Source organism: Streptomyces sp. NPDC014733 (assembly GCF_043083385.1).
Classification (GTDB): domain Bacteria; phylum Actinomycetota; class Actinomycetes; order Streptomycetales; family Streptomycetaceae; genus Streptomyces.
Genome location: NZ_JBIBYO010000014.1, coordinates 27774 through 47958 on the forward strand (window position 1 = coordinate 27774; position 20185 = coordinate 47958).

The following is a 20185-nucleotide window of genomic DNA, read 5'->3' on the forward strand; positions in this document are numbered from 1 at the left end:
CGTGGCTGTTCCGAAGCGGAAGATGTCGCGCAGCAACACGCGCCACCGCCGGTCGCAGTGGAAGGCTGCGGTCCCCACCCTGGTGGCGTGCGAGCGCTGCCACGAGCCGAAGCAGCAGCACATCGCGTGCCAGAGCTGCGGCACCTACAACAAGCGCCAGGTCCTCGAGGTCTGAGCGGCTGGTGACAGGCACTGTGTCTAGCCCCAAGAAGGCGCAAGACGCCCGCCCCTCGGCCCGCACCCGCGGCGAGGAGCAGGCACCGGCGGACACGGCCTCGTCCCACACGATTCTGGAAGGGCGGCTCGGGTACCACCTTGAGTCCGCCCTTCTGGTACGTGCACTGACGCACCGTTCCTACGCGTACGAGAACGGCGGTCTGCCCACCAACGAGCGGCTGGAGTTCCTCGGGGACTCCGTGCTGGGCCTGGTGGTCACGGACACGCTGTACCGCATCCACCCCGATCTCCCGGAAGGCCAGCTGGCCAAGCTCCGGGCCGCGGTGGTCAACTCGCGCGCGCTCGCCGAGGTGGGCCGCGGCCTCGACCTCGGCGCCTTCATCCGCCTCGGACGGGGCGAAGAAGGCACGGGCGGCCGGGACAAGGCGTCCATCCTCGCCGACACCCTCGAAGCGGTGATCGGCGCGGTCTATCTCGACCAGGGCCTCGACGCGGCCGGCGAGCTGGTACACCGGCTCTTCGACCCGCTCATCGAGAAGTCCTCCAGCCTCGGCGCCGGCCTGGACTGGAAGACGAGCCTCCAGGAACTCACCGCGACCGAAGGTCTCGGCGTCCCGGAGTACCTGGTCACCGAGGCCGGACCGGATCACGAGAAGACGTTCACGGCTGCCGCCCGCGTCGGTGGTGTCTCGTACGGCACCGGCACCGGCCGCAGCAAGAAGGAAGCCGAGCAGCAGGCGGCGGAATCCGCATGGCGCGCCATCCGCGCCGCGGCGGACGAGCGTGCCGAGGGCGGGCAGGACGGCTCCCCCGCCGACCCGGCCGCGGCTTCCGGCGACTCCTCGACGCCGGCCCGCTGAACCACCCCTTCTGACCCCGCCGGGCGACACCGCCCGACGGGGTCAGAAGTCTTTTCCCCGCCCTGCCGAAACCCGTGAGGAGAGCCGCGGTGCCCGAACTGCCCGAGGTCGAGGTCGTACGCCGAGGACTGGAGCGCTGGGTCAGCGGCCGGACCATCGGCTCGGTCGAGGTGCTGCACCCGCGGGCGATCCGCCGCCACACCGCGGGCGCGGCCGACTTCGCCGCCCGGCTGACCGGGCTGCGCATCGACGCGGCGCGGCGCCGCGGCAAGTACCTCTGGCTGCCGGTGTCCGGCGGTGGCCCCGCCGCGCAGACCGCGGCCGAGGGCCTGGCGCCGCAGATCACCACCGATGTCACCCACGGCCTCGCGGTCCTCGCCCACCTCGGGATGAGCGGCCAGTTGCTGGTGCAGCCGCAGGACGCGCCGGACGAGAAGCATCTGCGCATCCGGGTCCGCTTCGACGACTCCGTGACCCCGCCGCCCGAGGACGCCGCCGGGACCGAGCTGCGCTTCGTCGACCAGCGGACCTTCGGCGGTCTCTCGCTGCACGACACGGTGCCCGGCGACACGGATCAGCTCCCGGACGCCATCGCGCACATCGCCCGCGACCCGCTCGACGCGGCCTTCGACGACGCCGCCTTCCACGACGCGCTGCGCCGCCGCCGCACCACCGTCAAGCGCGCCCTGCTCGACCAGTCCCTGATCAGCGGCGTCGGCAACATCTACGCCGACGAGGCGCTGTGGCGCGCCCGCCTGCACTACGAGCGCCCCACCGCCACCCTCACCCGCCCGCGCACCGCCGAACTCCTCGGCCACGTGCGGGAGGTGATGTCCGCCGCCCTCGCCGTCGGCGGCACCAGCTTCGACAGCCTCTACGTCAACGTGAACGGCGAGTCCGGCTACTTCGAGCGGTCCCTCGACGCGTACGGCCGGGAGGACGAGCCGTGCCGCCGGTGCGGCACCCCGATCCGCCGCCGGCCCTGGATGAACCGCTCCAGCTACTTCTGCCCGCGCTGCCAGCGGCCGCCGCGGCCCTGACCGGGCGCCGCCCGCAGAGCGTGATCAGGCGGTGGGCACCTCGGTGAGGTGCCAGCGGCCGACCTCGCGGTACGCCGAGTCGTACACCGCCGAGCCGTCGCCGGGCGCCATCGCGTAGTGGTGGAGATTGCCGCCCCAGTAGCGCAGGATGCGGCCCAGTTCGCCCGCCGGGTCCTGCGCGATCTTGCCCTCGTCCATCTCGACCTCGAGTACGAACTTCATGCCGCGGTCTCCCTCGTGTCAGGGGCGTCGTTCCGCCCGGTCTCAAGTCTTCCATTCAAGTGCGAACAGGGATTTCCCCGGCATCTGCGCAGGTCGGTGTCGGAAATGGGCGGGAAAATCTCAACCGGCGACGAGGCTCTGCCGCAGCGGGCGTCCGGCCCGTAAGCTGACTGCTCCGGACGGGCGGGGCGACGGGGGAGGGCGGCGTGGCGGACCGGTTGCGGGCCGGTGAGCTGGCGCGGGCGGCGGGCCTCTCCGTGCAGCAGCTGCGCAGTTATCTGGAGACCGGGGTGCTGCCACCGGCGGCGCGCAGCGCGGGCGGCCACCGCCGGTTCACCACCGCGCACGCCGAGGCGCTGACCGCCGCCCGGGCGCTCGCCGCCGGGCACGGCTGGGCCACCACCCGCACCGTGATGCGCGCCGTCCACGACGGTGACGAGGAGACCGCACTGGCCGCGCTCGACGCGAGCCATGCCCGGCTGGACCGGGAGCGCGGTGAGCTGACCGCGGTGCACGACGCCCTCGGCACCGTCCTCGCCGCCGAGCCGCCCGCGTCCCCGCCCCGCCCGCTGCGGATCGGCGACGCCGCCCGCGCCGTGGGCGTCCGGCCGCCGGTGCTGCGGCTCTGGGAGCGCCACGGTCTGCTGCGCCCGGAGCGCGAACCGGCCACCGGCTACCGCCGCTACTCCGCGGCCGAACTGCACCTCGCGCACGTCACCGCGCTGCTGCGACGCGGCGGCCACCCGCTCGACGCCATCGCCGCCGTCCTGCGCGAACTGCGGACGACCGGCAGCCCCGACCGCCTCCGCGCGGAGCTGGCCCGCCGCCGCGCGGCGCTGCACCAGGCGTCCCGCCACCGCCTCACCGCCGCCGCGGCCCTGCACACCTATCTGCTGCGGCGGGCGGAACGACGTCCGGAAGACGGTCCGGAGGACGGCCCGGAAGACGTCCCGGAGGACGGTATGGAGGGAAGCGGGGGGCCGATGGACGACGCGGGCACGGAGCCGCCGAGCACGGAGCCGCGGGGATGAGCGCCGTCATCGCCGCCATGATCACCGCCGTCGTGGGTGTCCTGGGCACGCTCTTCGCCCCGCTGGTCACCCACCACATCACCCGGCGGCAGCGCGCCGAGGAGGCGGAACAGGAGACGGCGCGCCGCTCCCTGGAGGAGCGCCGCGCCGCGTACACCGCGCTCAACCGGGCCTCCCGCCAGTTCCACACCCTCCTCAAGGACGCGCTGCACCGCCTGCGCGACGGCGTCTACGGTGCGCACGAACGCGAACAGACGGAGGAGGCGCGGCTGGAGTACCGCGACCGCTACGCCGAGGCGCAGATGATCGTCCCCGAGGCGGTGCTGGTCGCCTCGCGCGACGTCAACCGGGTCCTGGCGCGCGCCGACGCCGTCGTCAAACGCCTCGACCGGGGCCGTGCCGACGACGGCGAGAGCGCGGACGGCGCCCTGACGGACCTGAAGGCGGCGCAGCCCGCGCTCAGCGTGCTGAGCGCGGTGATGCGGCGCGATCTCGGGGTGGCGGACTGACGGGGCGGGCCCGGCGGCGCCCGGTGTCAGAAACCGAAGTCCTGCGTCCACCAGGGGCCGCCCGGGCCGCGGTGGACGCCGACGCCGAGGGTGCGGTACTCGCAGTTGAGGATGTTGGCGCGGTGGCCGGGGCTGTTCATCCACGACTCCATGACGGCCGCGGCGTCCGCCTGGCCGCGGGCGATGTTCTCGCCGCCGAGGTCGGAGATGCCCGCGGCGCGGGCGCGGTCCCAGGGGCCCTTGCCGTCCGGGTCGGTGTGGTCGAAGAAGCCGCGCGCGGCCATGTCACCGCTGAACGCCCGGGCCAGCGAGGCCAGTTGGGTGTCGGCCTTGACCGGCGCGCACCCGGCCTTGGCACGCTCGTCGTTGACCAGCGACAGCACCTGCGCCTCGGCCGACGTGCCGGCGTCCACCGAGCGCTGCGGGCGGGTGGTGGGCTTCGGCGCCGTGGCGGGCGAGCCGCCGGTATCGCCGCTCCCGCCGTGCCCGGAACCCGCCCCGGGCGACGCCGACCGGTGGTCCTTCTTCGGGGACGGCGAGGTGGACGGGGATGCCGCGGAGGTCGGCCGGTCGGTGCCGGTGACCGTGCCGCGGGTGCTGCCGCGGGTGACGCCGCCCGACGCCCGGTCCGCCGGCGTGGCCGATTCGCCGCCCTGCGGGGAGGCGTCCGGCAGGGAGTTCGCCCGGACCGGCTGCCCGGCCTCCTCGCCCACGACGTACCGGTCGCCGCCGCCCGGGATCAGCCCCGAGGCGACCGCGACGGTGCCCATCGCCACCGCGGCGGACGCGCCGATCAGCCCCGTGCGCACCGGCACCGCGCGCCGCGCGCGGCGGCTCCGTCGGGGGCTCTCGCCGGGGGTGGCGTCGGTGGGCGGTGTGCCCACCGGTCCGGTGGTAGAGGCAACAGCGCGTCTGTGGCGGCCCATCCGCTGGTGTCCTTCCGTCCTCAGCATCGAGAAATTCACCCGAAAGGGTGAGCTGGATTGCCGGGTGACTGTACGCCATGACCTGCCGGACCGCCGATGTGCTCACCGGCCGACCGGCCGGATACCGTGCACGCCATGAACGAAGAAGTCCGTCTGACGGCGTGGGTGCGCGGCCGGGTCCAGGGCGTCGGGTTCCGCTGGTTCACCCGCGCCAACGCATTGCGCATCGGCGAGCTGGTCGGATTCGCGCTCAATCTGGACGACGGACGCGTCCAGGTCGTCGCCGAAGGGCCGAAGGACCGCTGCGAGGAACTGCTGGAGTGGCTGCGCGCCGGGGACACGCCCGGGCGCGTCGACGGTGTGACTGAGATATGGGACACCCCGCGCGGGGGTTACGACGGCTTCGCGACGCGCTGACGGACGGCGGAAAGCCGCCCCGCGGCGGCCTCGGGGATGATCTTCAGATCGGGCCCCGGAGTCCGGCCGTCGGGATATTTGGCCTGGTGGTTGCCAACTCGGCCGTCCCGTGCAAGGCTGCCGCTGTACGGATGATCTCCACGCCCCCGCGGGACCTTTCTGGAGAATCGGCGCCCGGCCCATGCGGCGGCGCCGTCTCGGGTGCCCGGCGATACGGGGCGTGATCGTGTTGACCGTCAAAACATTTGGTGAGACTCTGGAATCCCCGCGCACCTTAGCTGTTTGGCATTGAGAACCCCGCAAATGGCAAGCACCGCGGGTGCGAATCCCTCACGACCCACACCGCTTCGGTCGGTCACTCATTGTGGAGGACCATCCATCATGGCAAAGGCGCTTCTCGGTTACGTCGGCGGCTCCGACCCCCGAGTCCTCTCCGAGATGCGACGGCTTCAGCAACGCGTACAGGACCTGGAATCCGAATTGATCCGGATGCAGGCCGAAAACGACATGCTGTCCGCTGCCGCACGTCACGACGGTTCGATGCTCGACGTACCCCAGGCGGAGCCCGCGCTCACCTGACCCCCGCCTCAAGGGCCGGTACGGCGTATGCCACCTGCTTGAGGAACTGCAATCAGCATGATCCGCACCACGCGAGATCTGCCAAAAGGGACGCTTCGGCGTCCCTTCGTCATGTCCGCCCTCCCCGCGCCCCGAGCGCCGGATCCGTCCGGCGCTTACCGCATGATGTGCCCTGCGCCACGCGGCATGAAACCGAAAGGGAACGCGAGGCGTCGCCGCGGCCCCGGCCGGGCCCAGGGATGTCGTCCGGGTCGCCCGGAATCGGCCGGTAAAGTCGCACGGCGTGCACCTCAAGAGTCTGACCCTGCGAGGCTTCAAGTCCTTCGCCTCCGCCACGACGCTCCGCTTCGAACCGGGTATCACCTGCGTCGTCGGGCCCAACGGATCCGGTAAGTCCAACGTCGTGGACGCGCTTTCCTGGGTGATGGGCGAGCAGGGTGCCAAGTCGCTGCGCGGCGGCAAGATGGAGGACGTCATCTTCGCCGGGACGACCGGGCGGCCGCCGCTCGGCCGGGCCGAGGTGTCGCTGACCATCGACAACTCCGACGGCGCGCTGCCCATCGAGTACGCCGAGGTCACCCTCACCCGCACGATGTTCCGCAACGGCGGCAGCGAGTACCAGATCAACGGCGACACCTGCCGGCTGCTCGACATACAGGAACTCCTCAGCGACTCCGGCATCGGCCGGGAGATGCACGTGATCGTCGGGCAGGGGCAGCTCGACGGCGTGCTGCACGCCGACCCGATGGGCCGCCGGGCCTTCATCGAGGAGGCCGCCGGGGTGCTCAAGCACCGCAAGCGCAAGGAGAAGGCGGTCCGCAAGCTGGACGCGATGCAGGCGAACCTCGCCCGCGTCCAGGACCTCACCGACGAGCTGCGCCGCCAGCTCAAACCGCTCGGCCGGCAGGCGGCGGTCGCCCGGCGCGCCGCCGTCATCCAGGCCGATCTGCGCGACGCCCGGCTGCGGCTGCTCGCCGACGACCTCGTCACGCTGCGCCGTGCGCTGCACGCCGAGATCGCCGACGAGGCGGCGCTCAAGCAGCGCAAGGAGGCCGCCGAGCACCGGCTGCGGGACGCCCGGCGGCAGGAGGCGGAGCTGGAGGAGCGGCTGCGGACGCTGACGCCGCGGGTGCAACGGGCCCAGCAGAACTGGTACGAGCTGTCGCGGTTCGCCGAGCGGGTGCGCGGCACCGTCTCGCTCGCGGAGGCGCGGGTCCGCAGCGCCCGGCAGGCGCCGCCGGACGAGCGGCGCGGCCGCGACCCGGAGGACATGGAGCGCGAGGCCGCCCGCATCCGGGAGCAGGAGGCGGAGCTGACCGCAGCGGTGGAGGCGGCGACCCGGGCCCTGGAGGACACCGTCGAGCACCGCGCCGCGCTGGAGCGGGAGTTGGCCGACGAGGAGCGGCGGCTGCGCGATGCGGCGCGGGCCCTCGCCGACCGGCGTGAGGGGCTGGCCCGGCTCAGCGGCCAGGTCAGCGCGGCCCGCGGCCGGGCCGCCTCCGCACAGGCCGAGATCGGGCGGCTCGCCGCCTCGCGTGACGGTGCCCGGCAGCGTGCGCGGGAGGCCCAGGAGGAGTACGAACGGCGCGCGGCGGAGGCCGGCGCGCTGGACGCGGCGCGCGCGGAGGACGCCGAACGGGACGAGGCCGCCCGGCAGGAACTCGCCGCCGCGGACGCCGCGCTGGAGGCCGTACGGGAGGCGCTGACCGTCGCGGAGCGCAGGCGCGCCGCGACCTCGGCGCGGCATGACGCGCTCGCCTCGGGGCTGCGGCGCAAGGACGGCAGCGGCGCGCTCCTGGCCGCGTCCGAGGAGCTGACCGGTCTGCTCGGCCCGGCCGCGGAGCTGCTCACCGTCGCGCCCGGCCACGAGGTGGCCGTCGCCGCCGCGCTCGGTGCCGCCGCCGACGCCCTGGTGGTCAGCGGCCCGGCGGCCGCCGCCGACGCCATCCGGCTGCTGCGCAAGCAGGACGCGGGCCGCGCGGCGATGCTGCTGGCCGCGCCGGGGGAGTCGGTGCCCGCGACGGCCGGTCCCGCGGTGCCCGCGCCCGGGGCGCCCCGGGACGCCGCCGCACCGTCCGGCGTACGGCTTCCCGCGCCCGCGCGGGAGGCCGGTACAGAGCCGGACGCGGCGGGCGCCCCGCTGCTGCCCGGCCCCCGGGAAAACGGTCTGCGGGCCGCGGAACTCGTCGACGGGCCACCGGAGTTGACCGCGGCGGTGCGGCGGCTGCTGCGGGACGTGGTGGTCGTGGCGACGCTGGAGGACGCCGAGGAGCTGATCGCGGCGCGGCCGGAGCTGACGGCCGTCACCGGTGAGGGCGATGTGCTCGGCGGGCACTTCGCGCACGGCGGGTCGGCCGGGGCGCCGAGTCTGCTGGAGGTCCGGGCCGCCGTCGACGAGGCGGCCGCCGAGCTCGCCGCGCTGGACGACCGCTGCACGGCGCTCGCCGAGGAACGGCACGGGGCCGCCGAACGGCGCACTGCGGCCGCCGCGCACGTCGCGGAGGTGGACGCCCGCCGGCGCACCGCGGAGCGCGAACAGTCGCAGGTCGCCGGGGACCTCGGACGGCTCGCCGGGCAGGCGCGGGCCGCCGCGGGGGAGGCCGAACGGGCCGCCGCCGCGACGGCGAAGGCCGAGGAGGCCCTCGCCCGCGCCACCGAGGAGGCCGAGGAACTGGCCGAGCGGCTGGCGGTCGCCGAGGAGGAACCGGCCGAGGAGGAGCCGGACACCTCGGTACGCGACCGGCTGGCCGCCGACGGCGCCAACGCCCGCCAGACCGAGATGGAGGCCCGGCTCCAGACCCGTACGCATGAGGAGCGGGTCAAGGCGCTCGCCGGGCGGGCCGACGCGCTGGACCGGGGGGCGCGCGCGGAGCGCGAGGCGCGGGCGCGCGCGGAGCGGCGGCGCGCCCGGCTGCGCCATGAGGCGGCGGTCGCCACCGCGGTCGTCTCGGGCGCCCGGCAGCTGCTGGCACACGTCGAGGTCTCGCTCGTCCGGGCCGAGGAGGAGCGGGCGGTGGCGCAGCGGGCCACCGCCGGGAGCGAGGAGGCCCTGTCCGCCGCGCGGGAGCAGGGCCGGGCGCTCGCGGCGGAGCTGGACAAGCTGACCGACTCGGTGCACCGGGGCGAGGTGCTGGGCGCCGAGAAGCGGCTGCGGATCGAGCAGTTGGAGTCGCGTGCCCTGGAGGAGCTGGGCGTGGAGCCGGCCGCGCTGGTCGCGGAGTACGGGCCGGACCAGCCCGTACCGCCGTCGCCGCCCGCGGAGGGGGAGCGGCTGCCGGACGATCCGGAGGACCCGCGGAACCGGCCGGTGGCGTACGTCCGTGCCGAACAGGAGAAGCGGCTCAAGGCGGCCGAGCGGGCGTATCAGCAGCTCGGGAAGGTGAACCCGCTGGCACTGGAGGAGTTCGCCGCACTGGAGGAACGTCACCAGTTCCTGAGCGAACAGCTTGAAGACTTGAAGAAGACCCGGGCCGATCTCCTCCAGGTGGTCAAGGACGTCGACAAGCGCGTGGAGCAGGTCTTCACCGAGGCGTTCCACGACACGGCGCGGGAGTTCGAGGGCGTCTTCGGCCGGCTCTTCCCGGGTGGCGAGGGCCGGCTGGTGCTGACCGACCCGGACCACATGCTGACCACCGGGGTGGATGTGGAGGCCCGCCCGCCGGGCAAGAAGGTCAAGCGGCTCTCGCTGCTGTCCGGCGGCGAACGGTCGCTGACCGCGGTGGCCCTGCTGGTCTCGATCTTCAAGGCGCGCCCCAGCCCGTTCTACGTGATGGACGAGGTCGAGGCGGCGCTGGACGACACCAACCTCCAGCGGCTGATCGGGATCATGGAGGAGCTGCAGGAGAGCAGCCAGCTGATCGTGATCACGCACCAGAAGCGGACGATGGAGGTCGCCGACGCGCTCTACGGCGTCTCGATGCAGGGCGACGGCGTCTCGAAGGTCATCAGCCAGCGGCTGCGCTGACTCCTCTCCATCTTCGTTCAGAAGTTGAATTCACATCGCGCAACGGGGTGGACGCACATTTTCATCTCGGTCTATTGACTTAGAAACTTGAACGCATAGTCTCTGCAACGTCGCTTTTACCTTCACGTGGTGGCTGCTCTCGACGTATGCGCCACTGGAAGTGCCAGCCCCCTACGCCCGGCAGCGCAGCCGGGCCACTGGAGTACACGTTGACCAGCACCGCGCAGCCGGCGGTACCGGAAGGCCGCAAGGCCCAGCCGGACCATCTCGGCCATGTCATCTTCATCACCGCGGCTGCCGCGATGGGCGGCTTCCTCTTCGGCTACGACAGTTCCGTCATCAACGGCGCCGTCGAGGCGATCCGCAGCCGGTACGAGGTGGGTTCCGCCGTGCTGGCCCAGGTCATCGCCATCGCGTTGATCGGCTGCGCGATCGGCGCCGCCACCGCGGGCCGGATCGCCGACCGGATCGGCCGCATCCGCGTGATGCAGATCTCCGCGGCGCTCTTCACGGCCAGTGCCATCGGCTCCGCGCTGCCGTTCGCCCTCTGGGACCTCGCCATGTGGCGGGTGCTCGGCGGTATCGCGATCGGCATGGCGTCGGTCATCGGCCCGGCGTACATCGCCGAGGTCTCGCCGCCCGCGTACCGGGGACGGCTCGGCTCGTTCCAGCAGGCCGCGATCGTCGTCGGCATCGCCATCTCCCAGCTCGTCAACTGGGGCATCCTCAACCTCGCCGGCGGCAACCAGCGCGGCCGGCTCGCCGGGTTCGAGGCGTGGCAGTGGATGCTCGGCGTGATGGTGATCCCGGCCCTCCTGTACGGCCTGTTGTCGTTCGTCATCCCGGAGTCGCCGCGTTTCCTGATCTCCGTCGGCAGGATCACCAAGGCGAAGCAGGTGCTCTCCGACGTCGAGGGGCGGAGCGTCGATCTCGACACGCGGGTCGAGGAGATCCAGGAGGCGATGCGCCGGGAACACAGGTCGACGTTCAAGGATCTGCTGGGCGGCCGGGGCGGCTTCCTGCCGATCGTGTGGGTCGGCATCGGGCTGTCGGTCTTCCAGCAGCTGGTCGGCATCAACGTCGCGTTCTACTACTCGTCGACGCTGTGGCAGTCCGTGGGCATCAACCCCGAGAGCTCGTTCTTCTACAGCTTCACCACGTCGATCATCAACATCATCGGCACCGTCATCGCGATGATCTTCGTGGACCGGATCGGGCGCCGTCCGCTGGCCCTCATCGGCTCCGTCGGTATGGCCGTGGCGCTCGCCCTGGAGGCGTGGGCCTTCTCCGCCAAGACCGGGGCCGGGACGCTGCCGGCGACCCAGGGCACCGTCGCCCTCATCGCGGCCCACTGCTTCGTGCTCTTCTTCGCCCTCTCCTGGGGCGTGGTGGTCTGGGTCTTCCTCGGTGAGATGTTCCCCAACCGCATCCGTGCCGCGGCGCTCGGCGTCGCCGCCTCCGCCCAGTGGATCGCCAACTGGGCCATCACGGCGAGCTTCCCGAGCCTGTCCGACTGGAACCTCTCCGGTACGTACGTGATCTACATGATCTTCGCCCTGCTCTCGATCCCCTTCGTGCTGAAGTTCGTGAAGGAGACCAAGGGCAAGGCGTTGGAGGAGATGGGCTGACCCACCCCGCCTGTCCGTCCCCTCGGAAGTCGGCACCGCCCCGGTTCATACGGAGAACCGGGGCGGTGTCGTGTGCGGGGCGTTCCGGCGGCGGGGCGGGCACGGGGCGGCACGGGGCGGCGGCACGGTGCGCGGGACGGGGCGGCTGCACGGTGCGCGGCGCGGGGCGGCTGCACCGTGCACCGTGCACCGTGCGCAGATGGTCAGGCGCCGTCGTGCCCCGCAGGCGTGCGGGAGCGGTGGCGGAAGGTGCTGCGGTACGCGGCGGGCGTGGTGCCCAGCGCGTGGTGGAACCGCCGCCGCAGATTGGCCGCGGACGACAGGCCGACGCGCACGGCCACCGCCTCGACCGGCAGATCGGTCTCCTCCAGCAGCGTCCGCGCCGCGGAGATCCGCTGGGCCAGCAGCCACTGCCCGGGGCTGATGCCCACCTGGTCGGTGAAGCGGCGCGCCAGCGTCCGCGGCGAGACCCGCAGCCGCGCCGCCATCTCCGCCACCGACACCCGCGTCCCCAGCCGGCCGGAGACCCAGTCCAGCAGCGGGGCCAGCGACGGCTCCGCCCGGCGGGGCACCGCGTCCCCGGTGAACTGCGTCTGGCCGCCCTCGCGGTGCGGCGGCACCCCCATGTCCCGGCCGACGCGCGCCGCGTACCCGGCGCCGTGGTCGGCGCGGACCAGATGCAGACAGAGGTCGATCCCGGCTGCCGCCCCGGCGCTCGTCGCCACGTCGCCGTGGTCGATGTAGAGCACCGTGGCGTCCATCCGCACGCGCGGGAAGCGGGCCGCGAAATGCGCCGCGCGCCGCCAGTGGGTCGTCGCCCGCCGCCCGTCGAGCAGCCCCGCGGCGGCCAGGGCGTACGCGCCCGAGCAGAGCCCCACCATGCGGGCGCCGCGGGCATGGGCCCCGCGCAGCGCCCCGCGTATCTCCTCGGGCAGCGGCGCCTCGGGCGCCCAGCCGGGGACGACGACGGTGTCGGCCCCGTCCAGCGCGGACAGCCCCGCCGTGGCGTGCAGCGTGTACCCGGCCGTCGTCGCCACGGGGCCGGGCCGCGGCGCGCAGATCCGGAAGGCGTAGTACGGGGGGAAGCCGGGCCGCCGGGTGCCGAAGACCTCGGCGGCGCAGCCCAGTTCGAAGGTCGGCTGCGGGGCGTGCACCAGCGCCACGACCTGATGGAGCGCCCCGTCCCCGCCCGGCGGCGTGGCGGTCCGGGACGAGGATTCGATCATGGCAGGAAAGTACCCGGTGGGGTCACTTCTGGTACTGGGAACGTCCCCCATCGGCCCGACAAGCTGTCCCCATGAACGTGAACACGCAGGTCAGCGACGGACAGGACGCGGCGCCCGCGGGCATAGCCGCCGGAGCGGTGGCGGGGGCGCACCCCGGGGGCGTGGGCGGCACGCCCGGTTACCTTTTCCGCACCGTGGCCGACGCCGAGGCCGAGGAAGTCACCACCGGTATCACCGCCCGGCCGCTGTGGGCCGGGGAGAACGGCGCGAAGGCGATGGTCGTGGAGTTCGCCCCGGGCAGCTGCTGGGACGGGATCGATGTCCACGAGCCCGGCCCCGAGGAGGTCTACGTGGTCTCCGGGACCTTCCACGACGGCGACCGCGCCCACCCCGCGGGCACCTTCATCCACGCCCCCGCCGGCTCCTGGCACGTACCGCAGTCCGCGGAGGGCTGCACGCTGTTCGTCTTCTACCCGGAGGGCTGACGGGGCGGCGGCACGGGGCGGTCAGCGCCCGCCCCGTGCCGGTGGTCGCACGGGGCGCCCGCACGGGGCCGGGCCGCCGGCCTCGCCCCGTGCGGCGCCCCGCCCCGTACTCCCCGCTCACTCCAGCCCCGGCAGGACCTCGTCCGTGAAGAGGCGGAGGGAGCGCCAGCCCTCGTCGACCGGCATGCCGCCGCACAGCGGGTGGAGGATCAACGAGCCCGGCGCGTCCGGCCCCTGGGCCAGGCGCAGGCACTCCTGCGGGGTGACGATGCGGTAGACGCCCTCCGCGCGCAGCTCCGCCACGTCGCGGGCGGCCGAGCGCACCGCCGAGCGGGCGCCGTCGGGCTGCCAGGACGCGTAGGTCCGGGCCTCGTACAGCAGATGCGGCCCGTACCGCTCCCAGGCGCGCTCCGGGTCCTCGGAGAGGTGCAGCAGGCAGGTGCGGGCGTCGGGCTGCTGCACCCAGCCCTCGGTGCCGTACGCGGCGCACCGTTCGTGGTAGTACGCCACCAGCTCCGGCAGATGGGCGGAGGGGAACAGCGGCAGCCCCAGCCGGGCGGCGCGCCGGGCCGCGGCGCGTGAACCGCCGCCGACCAGCAGCGGCGGATGCGGCCTGGTGTACGGGCGCGGCGTCACGTGCACGGTGCGGCCCCGGTACCGGAACGGCTCGCCGCGCCAGGCGGTGAGCAGCGTCTCCAGCACCTCGTCCTGGAGAGCGCCGCGCCCCGCCCAGTCCCTGCCGAACGCGGCGTACTCCAGGGGGCGGTAGCCGAGCCCGGCGACGGTGATCAGCCGGCCGCTGCCGAGCAGGTCGAGCACGGCGAGGTCCTCGGCCAGCCGGAGCGGGTCGTGCAACGGCGTGAGCAGCGCGGAGAGCGTGACCGCGATCCGCCGGGTGGCGCCGAGCAGCGCCCCGGCGAAGACCAGCGGAGCGGGCATCCAGCCGTCGCCGGTGGCGTGGTGCTCCTCGGTCTGCACGGTGGTCACGCCCCGTGCGTCGGCGTGGGCGGCCATCTCCAGCGCCGCGCGGTGGCGGGCCGCGCAGGAGACGGGGGAGGAGTCGGGATCGACGAGATTGAGGCGCAGAACGGTGACGGGCGGCATGACGGCGTCCCCTTCGCCGGGTGGCGGGCGAAGGGGACAGTAGCTGACGAGGCGTCAGAATTCCAGGGCGGTGGCGGGCCGGTGCGCGGGGCGGTGGCGCGGGGCCGCGCCGGGACGTGGCGCGGGGGCGGTACGGGGCCGGGTGCCCCGCGCACCGCCCCGCCTCCGTCAGCCCTCCCGGAGCGGTATCCGGCAGCTGGTGGTCTCCTCGTCCCGGGCCGGGACGTTCTCCTTCGGGCGGGGCAGGACCGCGAAGAGGACGGCGGCCAGGAGGATCGTGGCTGCCCAGCCCAGGCCGTTGCGGCCGATCCAGGTGGTGGCCAGCGGGCCGGTGAACCACTGCACCTTCGTGAAGCACAGCCCCGCGGCCAGCGCCACGGCCCAGGCGGACATGGCCTGCCAGCAGAATCCGCCCACGTACCAGTAGCGGCTGCTGCGCCCGATGGTCATCAGACTGTCGGCGTCGTAGCGGACGGCGAGGGCGCGGCGCCGGGCCATGTCCACCGCGTAGACGCCGATCCAGGCGGAGAACGAGACCGCCAGCAGCGTCAGGAAAGTGATGAACTGCCCGATGAAGTCCTTGGCCACCAGCATCATGAACAACCCGCCCACCAGGCTGATGACGGCGTTGATGCTCACCGCCAGGGCGCGCGGCAACTTGACGCCCATGGTCTGCGCGGTGAAGCCGGCGGAGTACATCGACAGGCTGTTGATCAGCACCATCCCGACCAGCGCGGTGATCAGGTACGGCACCGCCAGCCAGTTCGGCAGGATGGTGCCGAGGAACGACATCGGGTCGGTGTTCTGCCCGGCCAGCTTCGGGTTGGACACCGCCATCACGCCGCCCATCAGCACCATCGGCACCAGCACCAGCGCGGCGCCGGAGACCGTGGCGCCGACGATCCGGCGGCCCGATGCGGAGTGCGGGAGGTAGCGCGCGAAGTCCGGGCCGGTGGGCACCCAGCTGATGCCGCCGGCGGCGATGGTGCCGATGCCCGCGACCACCATCGCGGTGGTGCCCGCCTTCTTCGCGAAGACCGCCTGCCAGTCCATGGTGGCGATCAGGTACACCAGCACCATCACGGTGAACGCGCCGAAGAGGTATGTGGAGTACCGGTTGCAGAGGTTGAGCGCCTTCCGCCCCATGCCGCTCACCAGGTACGTACAGGCGACGAAGGCGAGCAGCGTGAGGACGATCAGCAGGTTGTCGGCGCGGATGCCGAACAGCAGCCGCAACACCGTCAGCACCGCGTACGCGCCGGTGACGGCGTTGATCGTCTCCCAGCCGAAGCGGGCCACCCACAGGATCGCGCCCGGGAAGTAGTTGCCACGGACGCCGAACGCCGCCCGGGAGAGCATCGCGCCCGGCGCGCCGCCCCACTTCCCGGACACCGACAACACTCCGACCATGCCGAACGCCACCGTCGCGGCGATGGCAGCGACCAGCAGGACCTGCCAGAAGTTCAGTCCGTTGTTGACCACCAGCGCGGCGCCCATGGTCAGCAGGAGCACGCTGATGTTGGCGGCTACCCAGGTGGGGAAGAGTTCGCGGACGCGTCCGTGGCGTTCGCTGTCGGGGACGGGCTCGATGCCTCGGGTTTCGACGGCGCCCTCGGCTTCGGGGGTGGACGTGGTGCCCATGGTGCAGGTGTCTCCGTGCGCGGTTCTGGAGCGTCTCCAGGACAGCCGGGAGACGCGAGGCAGCGGCTTTGGTGCCCGGCCAGGTTCGGTCGCCAGGACTCTACGCGCGTTGCGCAGCCGTCCACCATCGTACTTTGATCCAAGTTCGTGCCGTACGTCCTGTTGGACCCCTCCATGAAACTGCAGCTCCACGCCGTCTGAGGGACCCTCCAACCGCTTCCCGCCACCCTGCTGACCAGCGATTTCCGGCCAGCCTCGAAAGAGGGGACGCGCGCCCGGCGCACCGGGGCGCGAGGCAGGGGCGCGAGGGGCGCACGGCGGTCACGGGATCGGCGCGTGCGGCCTCCGGGGACGGCAGGTGGCTGATACTGGGAGGGTTATGGAAATCGTCATCCTTGCTGTAGTCATCGCCGTGGTCGTGCTCGGCGCGATCAGCGGGCTCGTCGTCAGCGGCCGCAAGAAGAAGCAGCTGCCGCCGTCCCCGCCGGCCGCCCCCGTCACGCCCTCCGTCACCGCGCCGCCCGCAGAACCGCAGGTCGGTGAGGAAGCCGAGGCCCCGAGCGACGAAGCCCGTCGCACCATCGAAGACACCCCGCTGCCCGTCGCCGAGGCCCCCGAGGCCGAGGCGCCGGCCGCCGAACCTGAGGCCCTGACCGCCCCGGAGATCGAGGTCCCCGAGCCGACCGCCGGCCGCCTGGTGCGGCTGCGCGCCCGGCTCTCCCGGTCGCAGAACTCCCTCGGCAAGGGTCTGCTGACCCTCCTGTCCCGCGAGCACCTCGACGAGGACACCTGGGAGGAGATCGAGGAGACCCTGCTCACCGCCGACGTCGGCGTCGCCCCCACCCAGGAACTGGTCGAGCGGCTGCGGGAGCGGGTCAAGGTCCTCGGCACCCGCACCCCCGAAGACCTGCGCGCCCTGCTGCGTGAGGAGCTGCTCGCCCTCATCGGCACCGACACCGACCGCTCCGTGCACACCGCCAACGGCATCGGCAACGGCGGCGACGAGATCCCCGGCGTCGTCATGGTCGTCGGCGTCAACGGCACCGGTAAGACCACCACCACCGGCAAGCTCGCCCGGGTGCTGGTCGCCGACGGCAAGTCCGTCGTCCTCGGCGCCGCCGACACCTTCCGTGCCGCCGCCGCCGACCAGCTCCAGACCTGGGGCGAGCGCGTCGGCGCCCGCACCGTGCGCGGCCCCGAGGGCGGCGACCCCGCCTCCATCGCCTTCGACGCCGTCAAGGAGGGCATCGCCGAATCCGCCGACGTCGTCCTCATCGACACCGCCGGCCGGCTGCACACCAAGACCGGCCTCATGGACGAGCTGGGCAAGGTCAAGCGGGTCGTCGAGAAGCACGGCCCGGTCGGCGAGGTGCTGCTCGTCCTCGACGCCACCACCGGGCAGAACGGCCTGGTGCAGGCGCGGGTCTTCGCCGAGGTCGTGGACATCACCGGTGTGGTCCTCACCAAGCTCGACGGCACCGCCAAGGGCGGCATCATCGTCGCCGTCCAGCGGGAGCTGGGCGTCCCGGTCAAGCTCGTCGGCCTCGGTGAGGGCGCCGACGACCTCGCGCCGTTCGAGCCCGAGGCGTTCGTCGACGCACTGATCGGCGACTGACCACCGCACCCCGGCGACCGACGGCCCCCGGCACCCGCTCCCGTACGGAGCGCGGCGCCGGGGGCCGTCGCGTAGGGCGGACGCGCTACCCGGCCGTCGCCCGGCGGCCCGAGCGGTGGCAGACGTACGCGAGCATGCCCAGCAGCAGCCGGGCCTGCGGCGGGCGGGCCGCCGTCTCCAGGGACGGCGGGCGGAGCCAGCGCACGGGGCCGTCCGCGCCGAGGTCCGACGGGGGAGCGGTGAGGTGGTCGCCCTGCCCCAGGGGGCGCAGGTCGAGCGCCGCGTCGTCCCAGCCCGTCCGGTAGAGCAGCCCCGGCAGTCCGGCGGCCGCCCCCGGCGCGACGAAGAACTGCGCGCGCCCCGTGGGCGTCAGCGCCACCGGGCCGAGCGGCACCCCCATCCGCTCCAGCCGCGCCAGCCCGCACCGGCCCGCCGCCTCCGGTACGTCGAGCACGTCGAACGACCGCCCCACCGGCAGCAGCACCGCCGCCCCCGGCGTCCGCGACCAGGCGGCCGCGACCGTCTCCAGGGAGGCGCCCGCCGCGATCTCCGCGCCGAAGGAGAGCGGATGCGCACCGGGCGCCGGGCAGGCGGACACCCCGCAGGAGCACTCCAGGCGCCCGCCGCCGGTCCGCGCCGCCCGGGCACCGGGCACGACGTCCCAGCCCCACAATCCCGTGTATTCGGCCACCGTGGTGCTCTCGGGTGCGCGCACGCGGCGCCTGGCACCGATGTCCCGGATGCCGCCGATCGTGAAACCCATGCCCCCTCCAACGGGTGGTGTGTTGCTGTGGTTACGAGCCGCCCCGGGCCCCGGAGCGGCCGTGGTGCCCCGCCGCACGGGGCGCCGGAGCGCCGCAGTGACGCTCCGTCGACGGGGCGCGGACGCCCCGCGGCACGCCCTCGGAGCGGGGGCGCGCCACGGAGCGTGGTCCGCGGCGCGCGCGCCGTCACGCGCATCGCTCCGTCGGGTCGCGCCCGACCTGTGTCAAGTCAATCGCGCGGAGCGGACCGGCAGTTCATTCGAAGGGGTGGCGAATGGTGGCGTTTCCGTGAGCGGCCTCGCGGAGAGCGTGATCGTACGATTACTTTCGGTGCGCGAAGCCGGGGGTGCCGTCCGGGGCGGCCCCGCGGGTGACCGGACCGCCCGGAGCGGTGGCCGGAATGCGCGACCTGCCGGGACCGGCCGGGCAGGATGCCTCAACAAGCCGGATCCTGCACGGGATTCGCGTCGGGCGACACACGGTTGGGGGCGTTACCAGTGGGCGGCAACGGCAGCGGAACTGCCGAGAAGCGTCCCAACACGCAGTTGGGATCGTGGTTCGTGCGCAGCGGCTGGTCCAAGGGCGAGCTGGCCCGTCAGGTCAACCGCAGAGCCCGTCAGATGGGCGCGCACCACATCAGCACCGACACCTCCCGCGTCCGCCGCTGGCTCGACGGCGAACAGCCGCGTGAGCCCATCCCGCGCATCCTGTCCGAACTCTTCTCCGAACGCTTCGGCTGCGTCGTCGGCGTCGAGGAGCTGGGGCTGCGCGCCGCACACCGCTCCCCGTCCGCCTCCGGCGTCGACCTGCCCTGGGCCGGACCCCAGACCACCGCCCTCCTCGGCGAGTTCTCCCGCAGCGACCTGATGCTGGCGCGCCGCGGCTTCCTCGGCACCTCCCTCTCCCTCGCCGCCGGACCGTCCCTCGTCGAGCCGATGCAGCGCTGGCTGGTGCCGGTCCCCCCGGCCCCGGGCGCCGCCCCGGAGCCCGAGCCCCTCCGCGACCGCAGCCGCCGCGCCCGCCTCTCCGTCCCCGAACTCGACCTGCTGGAGGCGACCACCGCCATGTTCCGGCAGTGGGACGCCCAGTGCGGCGGGGGGCTGCGCCGCAAGGCCGTCGTCGGGCAGCTCCACGAGGTCACCGAACTCCTCCAGGAGCCGCAGCCCGCCCACGTCGCCACCCGGCTCTTCAAGGTCGCCGCCGAACTCTCCCAGCTCGCCGGCTGGATGAGCTACGACATCGGCCTCCAGCCCACCGCCCAGAAGTACTTCGTCCTCGCGCTGCACGCCGCCAAGGAGGCCGGCGACCGCCCCCTGGGCGCGTACATCCTCTCCAGCATGGGCCGCCAGATGATCCACCTCGGCCGGCCCGACGACGCGCTGGAGCTGATCCACCTCGCGCAGTACGGCAGCCGCGACACGGCCACCGCCCGCACCCAGGCCATGCTGTACGCGGTGGAGGCCCGCGCCTACGCCGGGATGGGGCGCCCCAGCAAGGTCAAGCGCGCCGTCCGCATGGCGGAGGAGACCTTCGAGGACGTGCTGCCCCGGGAGCCCGAGCCCGACTGGATCCGCTTCTTCTCCGAAGCCGAGCTGAACGCCGAGAACGCCCACTCCTACCGCGACCTCGCCTATGTCGCCGGGCGCAGCCCCACCTACGCCGCCCTCGCCGCGCCGATCATGGAGCGCGCCGTCGAACTCTTCGCCAAGGACGCCGAGCACCAGCGCTCGTACGCCCTCAACCTCATCGGGATGGCCACCGTCCACCTCCTCCAGCGCGAGCCGGAGCAGTGCGCCGTGCGGGCCGGGCAGGCCATACCGTTCGCCCAGCAGGTCCGCTCCGAGCGGGTCAACACCCGGCTGCGGAAGACCGTCGACACCGCCGCCCGCGACTTCGGCACCGTCGCGGAGGTGATCCACCTCGGCGAGGAGCTGGCCCGCCGCCTCCCCGAGGCCGAGGCCGTCTGACGACGCCGAGGCCGCACGACACCGGCCGCG

At 73.6% G+C, this 20185-nt stretch carries 18 protein-coding genes; 12 read left to right on the plus strand and 6 right to left on the minus strand.

Annotated features, from left to right (window positions below; all coding sequences use genetic code 11):
- Position 1: 1 nt before the first annotated feature.
- From rpmF to mutM, 3 genes are all read left to right on the plus strand, one after another.
- On the plus strand, positions 2–175 hold the full coding sequence (rpmF, locus tag ACF1BH_RS25935) for a 50S ribosomal protein L32 (protein ID WP_030287342.1): 174 nt from the start codon (positions 2–4) through the stop codon (positions 173–175).
- Positions 176–182: 7 nt separating this feature from the next.
- A complete protein-coding gene (gene rnc / locus ACF1BH_RS25940; protein ID WP_391646117.1) occupies positions 183–1037 on the plus strand; it encodes a ribonuclease III in 855 nt (284 codons plus the stop codon).
- Positions 1038–1126: 89 nt separating this feature from the next.
- Complete coding sequence (gene mutM, locus ACF1BH_RS25945; RefSeq protein WP_391646119.1) at positions 1127–2077, plus strand: bifunctional DNA-formamidopyrimidine glycosylase/DNA-(apurinic or apyrimidinic site) lyase; 951 nt, start codon at positions 1127–1129, stop codon at positions 2075–2077.
- Positions 2078–2101: 24 nt separating this feature from the next.
- On the opposite strand, the gene ACF1BH_RS25950 is transcribed toward mutM, so the two are convergent.
- The gene (locus tag ACF1BH_RS25950) at positions 2102–2299 is read right to left on the minus strand and encodes a hypothetical protein (RefSeq protein ID WP_391646121.1); all 198 of its coding nucleotides are present in this window, start codon (positions 2297–2299) and stop codon (positions 2102–2104) included.
- A 206-nt stretch (positions 2300–2505) separates the two neighbouring features.
- Here ACF1BH_RS25950 and ACF1BH_RS25955 point away from each other — a divergent pair, with 206 nt between their 5' ends.
- Positions 2506–3330: a MerR family transcriptional regulator gene (locus tag ACF1BH_RS25955; RefSeq protein ID WP_391646123.1), complete on the plus strand. Its 825-nt coding sequence runs from the start codon at positions 2506–2508 to the stop codon at positions 3328–3330.
- Positions 3327–3839, plus strand: coding sequence for a hypothetical protein (locus ACF1BH_RS25960; RefSeq protein ID WP_391646125.1), 513 nt, complete (start codon positions 3327–3329; stop codon positions 3837–3839). Before ACF1BH_RS25955 ends, ACF1BH_RS25960 begins: the two co-directional genes overlap by 4 nt.
- Positions 3840–3865: 26 nt before the next feature.
- Here ACF1BH_RS25960 and ACF1BH_RS25965 read toward each other — a convergent pair whose 3' ends face one another.
- Positions 3866–4765 carry a CAP domain-containing protein gene (locus ACF1BH_RS25965; protein WP_391646127.1) on the minus strand — a complete coding sequence of 300 codons (900 nt, stop codon included), beginning with the start codon at positions 4763–4765 and terminating at the stop codon, positions 3866–3868.
- Positions 4766–4900: 135 nt separating this feature from the next.
- On the opposite strand from ACF1BH_RS25965, the gene ACF1BH_RS25970 reads away from it, so the two are divergent.
- The 4 genes from ACF1BH_RS25970 to ACF1BH_RS25985 all read left to right on the plus strand — a co-directional run bounded on the left by ACF1BH_RS25970 (position 4901) and on the right by ACF1BH_RS25985 (position 11353).
- On the plus strand, positions 4901–5182 hold the full coding sequence (locus ACF1BH_RS25970) for an acylphosphatase (protein WP_391646129.1): 282 nt from the start codon (positions 4901–4903) through the stop codon (positions 5180–5182).
- Between the two features lie 381 nt (positions 5183–5563).
- Positions 5564–5761 carry a hypothetical protein gene (locus tag ACF1BH_RS25975; RefSeq protein ID WP_030287366.1) on the plus strand — a complete coding sequence of 66 codons (198 nt, stop codon included), beginning with the start codon at positions 5564–5566 and terminating at the stop codon, positions 5759–5761.
- 283 nt (positions 5762–6044) lie between these two features.
- On the plus strand, positions 6045–9725 hold the full coding sequence (locus ACF1BH_RS25980; protein WP_391646132.1) for a chromosome segregation SMC family protein: 3681 nt from the start codon (positions 6045–6047) through the stop codon (positions 9723–9725).
- A gap of 209 nt (positions 9726–9934) precedes the next feature.
- Entirely contained in the window at positions 9935–11353 is a 1419-nt protein-coding gene (locus ACF1BH_RS25985) for a sugar porter family MFS transporter (protein WP_391646134.1), read from the plus strand.
- A 203-nt stretch (positions 11354–11556) separates the two neighbouring features.
- Here the strand turns inward: ACF1BH_RS25985 and ACF1BH_RS25990 are convergent, their stop codons facing one another.
- Entirely contained in the window at positions 11557–12579 is a 1023-nt protein-coding gene (locus ACF1BH_RS25990; RefSeq protein WP_391646136.1) for a helix-turn-helix domain-containing protein, read from the minus strand.
- 194 nt (positions 12580–12773) lie between these two features.
- On the opposite strand from ACF1BH_RS25990, the gene ACF1BH_RS25995 reads away from it, so the two are divergent.
- Positions 12774–13064, plus strand: a complete 291-nt coding sequence (locus tag ACF1BH_RS25995) for a cupin domain-containing protein (protein WP_391646321.1) — start codon at positions 12774–12776, stop codon at positions 13062–13064.
- Positions 13065–13181: 117 nt separating this feature from the next.
- Here the strand turns inward: ACF1BH_RS25995 and ACF1BH_RS26000 are convergent, their stop codons facing one another.
- Both ACF1BH_RS26000 and ACF1BH_RS26005 read right to left on the minus strand, forming a co-directional pair.
- Entirely contained in the window at positions 13182–14168 is a 987-nt protein-coding gene (locus tag ACF1BH_RS26000) for an LLM class flavin-dependent oxidoreductase (protein ID WP_391646138.1), read from the minus strand.
- 168 nt (positions 14169–14336) lie between these two features.
- A complete protein-coding gene (locus ACF1BH_RS26005) occupies positions 14337–15809 on the minus strand; it encodes a purine-cytosine permease family protein (RefSeq protein WP_391646140.1) in 1473 nt (490 codons plus the stop codon).
- Positions 15810–16188: 379 nt separating this feature from the next.
- Here ACF1BH_RS26005 and ftsY point away from each other — a divergent pair, with 379 nt between their 5' ends.
- Positions 16189–17424, plus strand: a complete 1236-nt coding sequence (ftsY, locus tag ACF1BH_RS26010; RefSeq protein WP_391646142.1) for a signal recognition particle-docking protein FtsY — start codon at positions 16189–16191, stop codon at positions 17422–17424.
- Positions 17425–17509: 85 nt separating this feature from the next.
- Here ftsY and ACF1BH_RS26015 read toward each other — a convergent pair whose 3' ends face one another.
- Positions 17510–18187, minus strand: coding sequence for a bifunctional DNA primase/polymerase (locus tag ACF1BH_RS26015; protein WP_391646144.1), 678 nt, complete (start codon positions 18185–18187; stop codon positions 17510–17512).
- 498 nt (positions 18188–18685) lie between these two features.
- Between ACF1BH_RS26015 and ACF1BH_RS26020 the strand changes: the two genes are divergently transcribed.
- Positions 18686–20155, plus strand: a complete 1470-nt coding sequence (locus tag ACF1BH_RS26020; RefSeq protein WP_391646146.1) for a hypothetical protein — start codon at positions 18686–18688, stop codon at positions 20153–20155.
- The last annotated feature ends 30 nt before the right edge of the window (positions 20156–20185 follow it).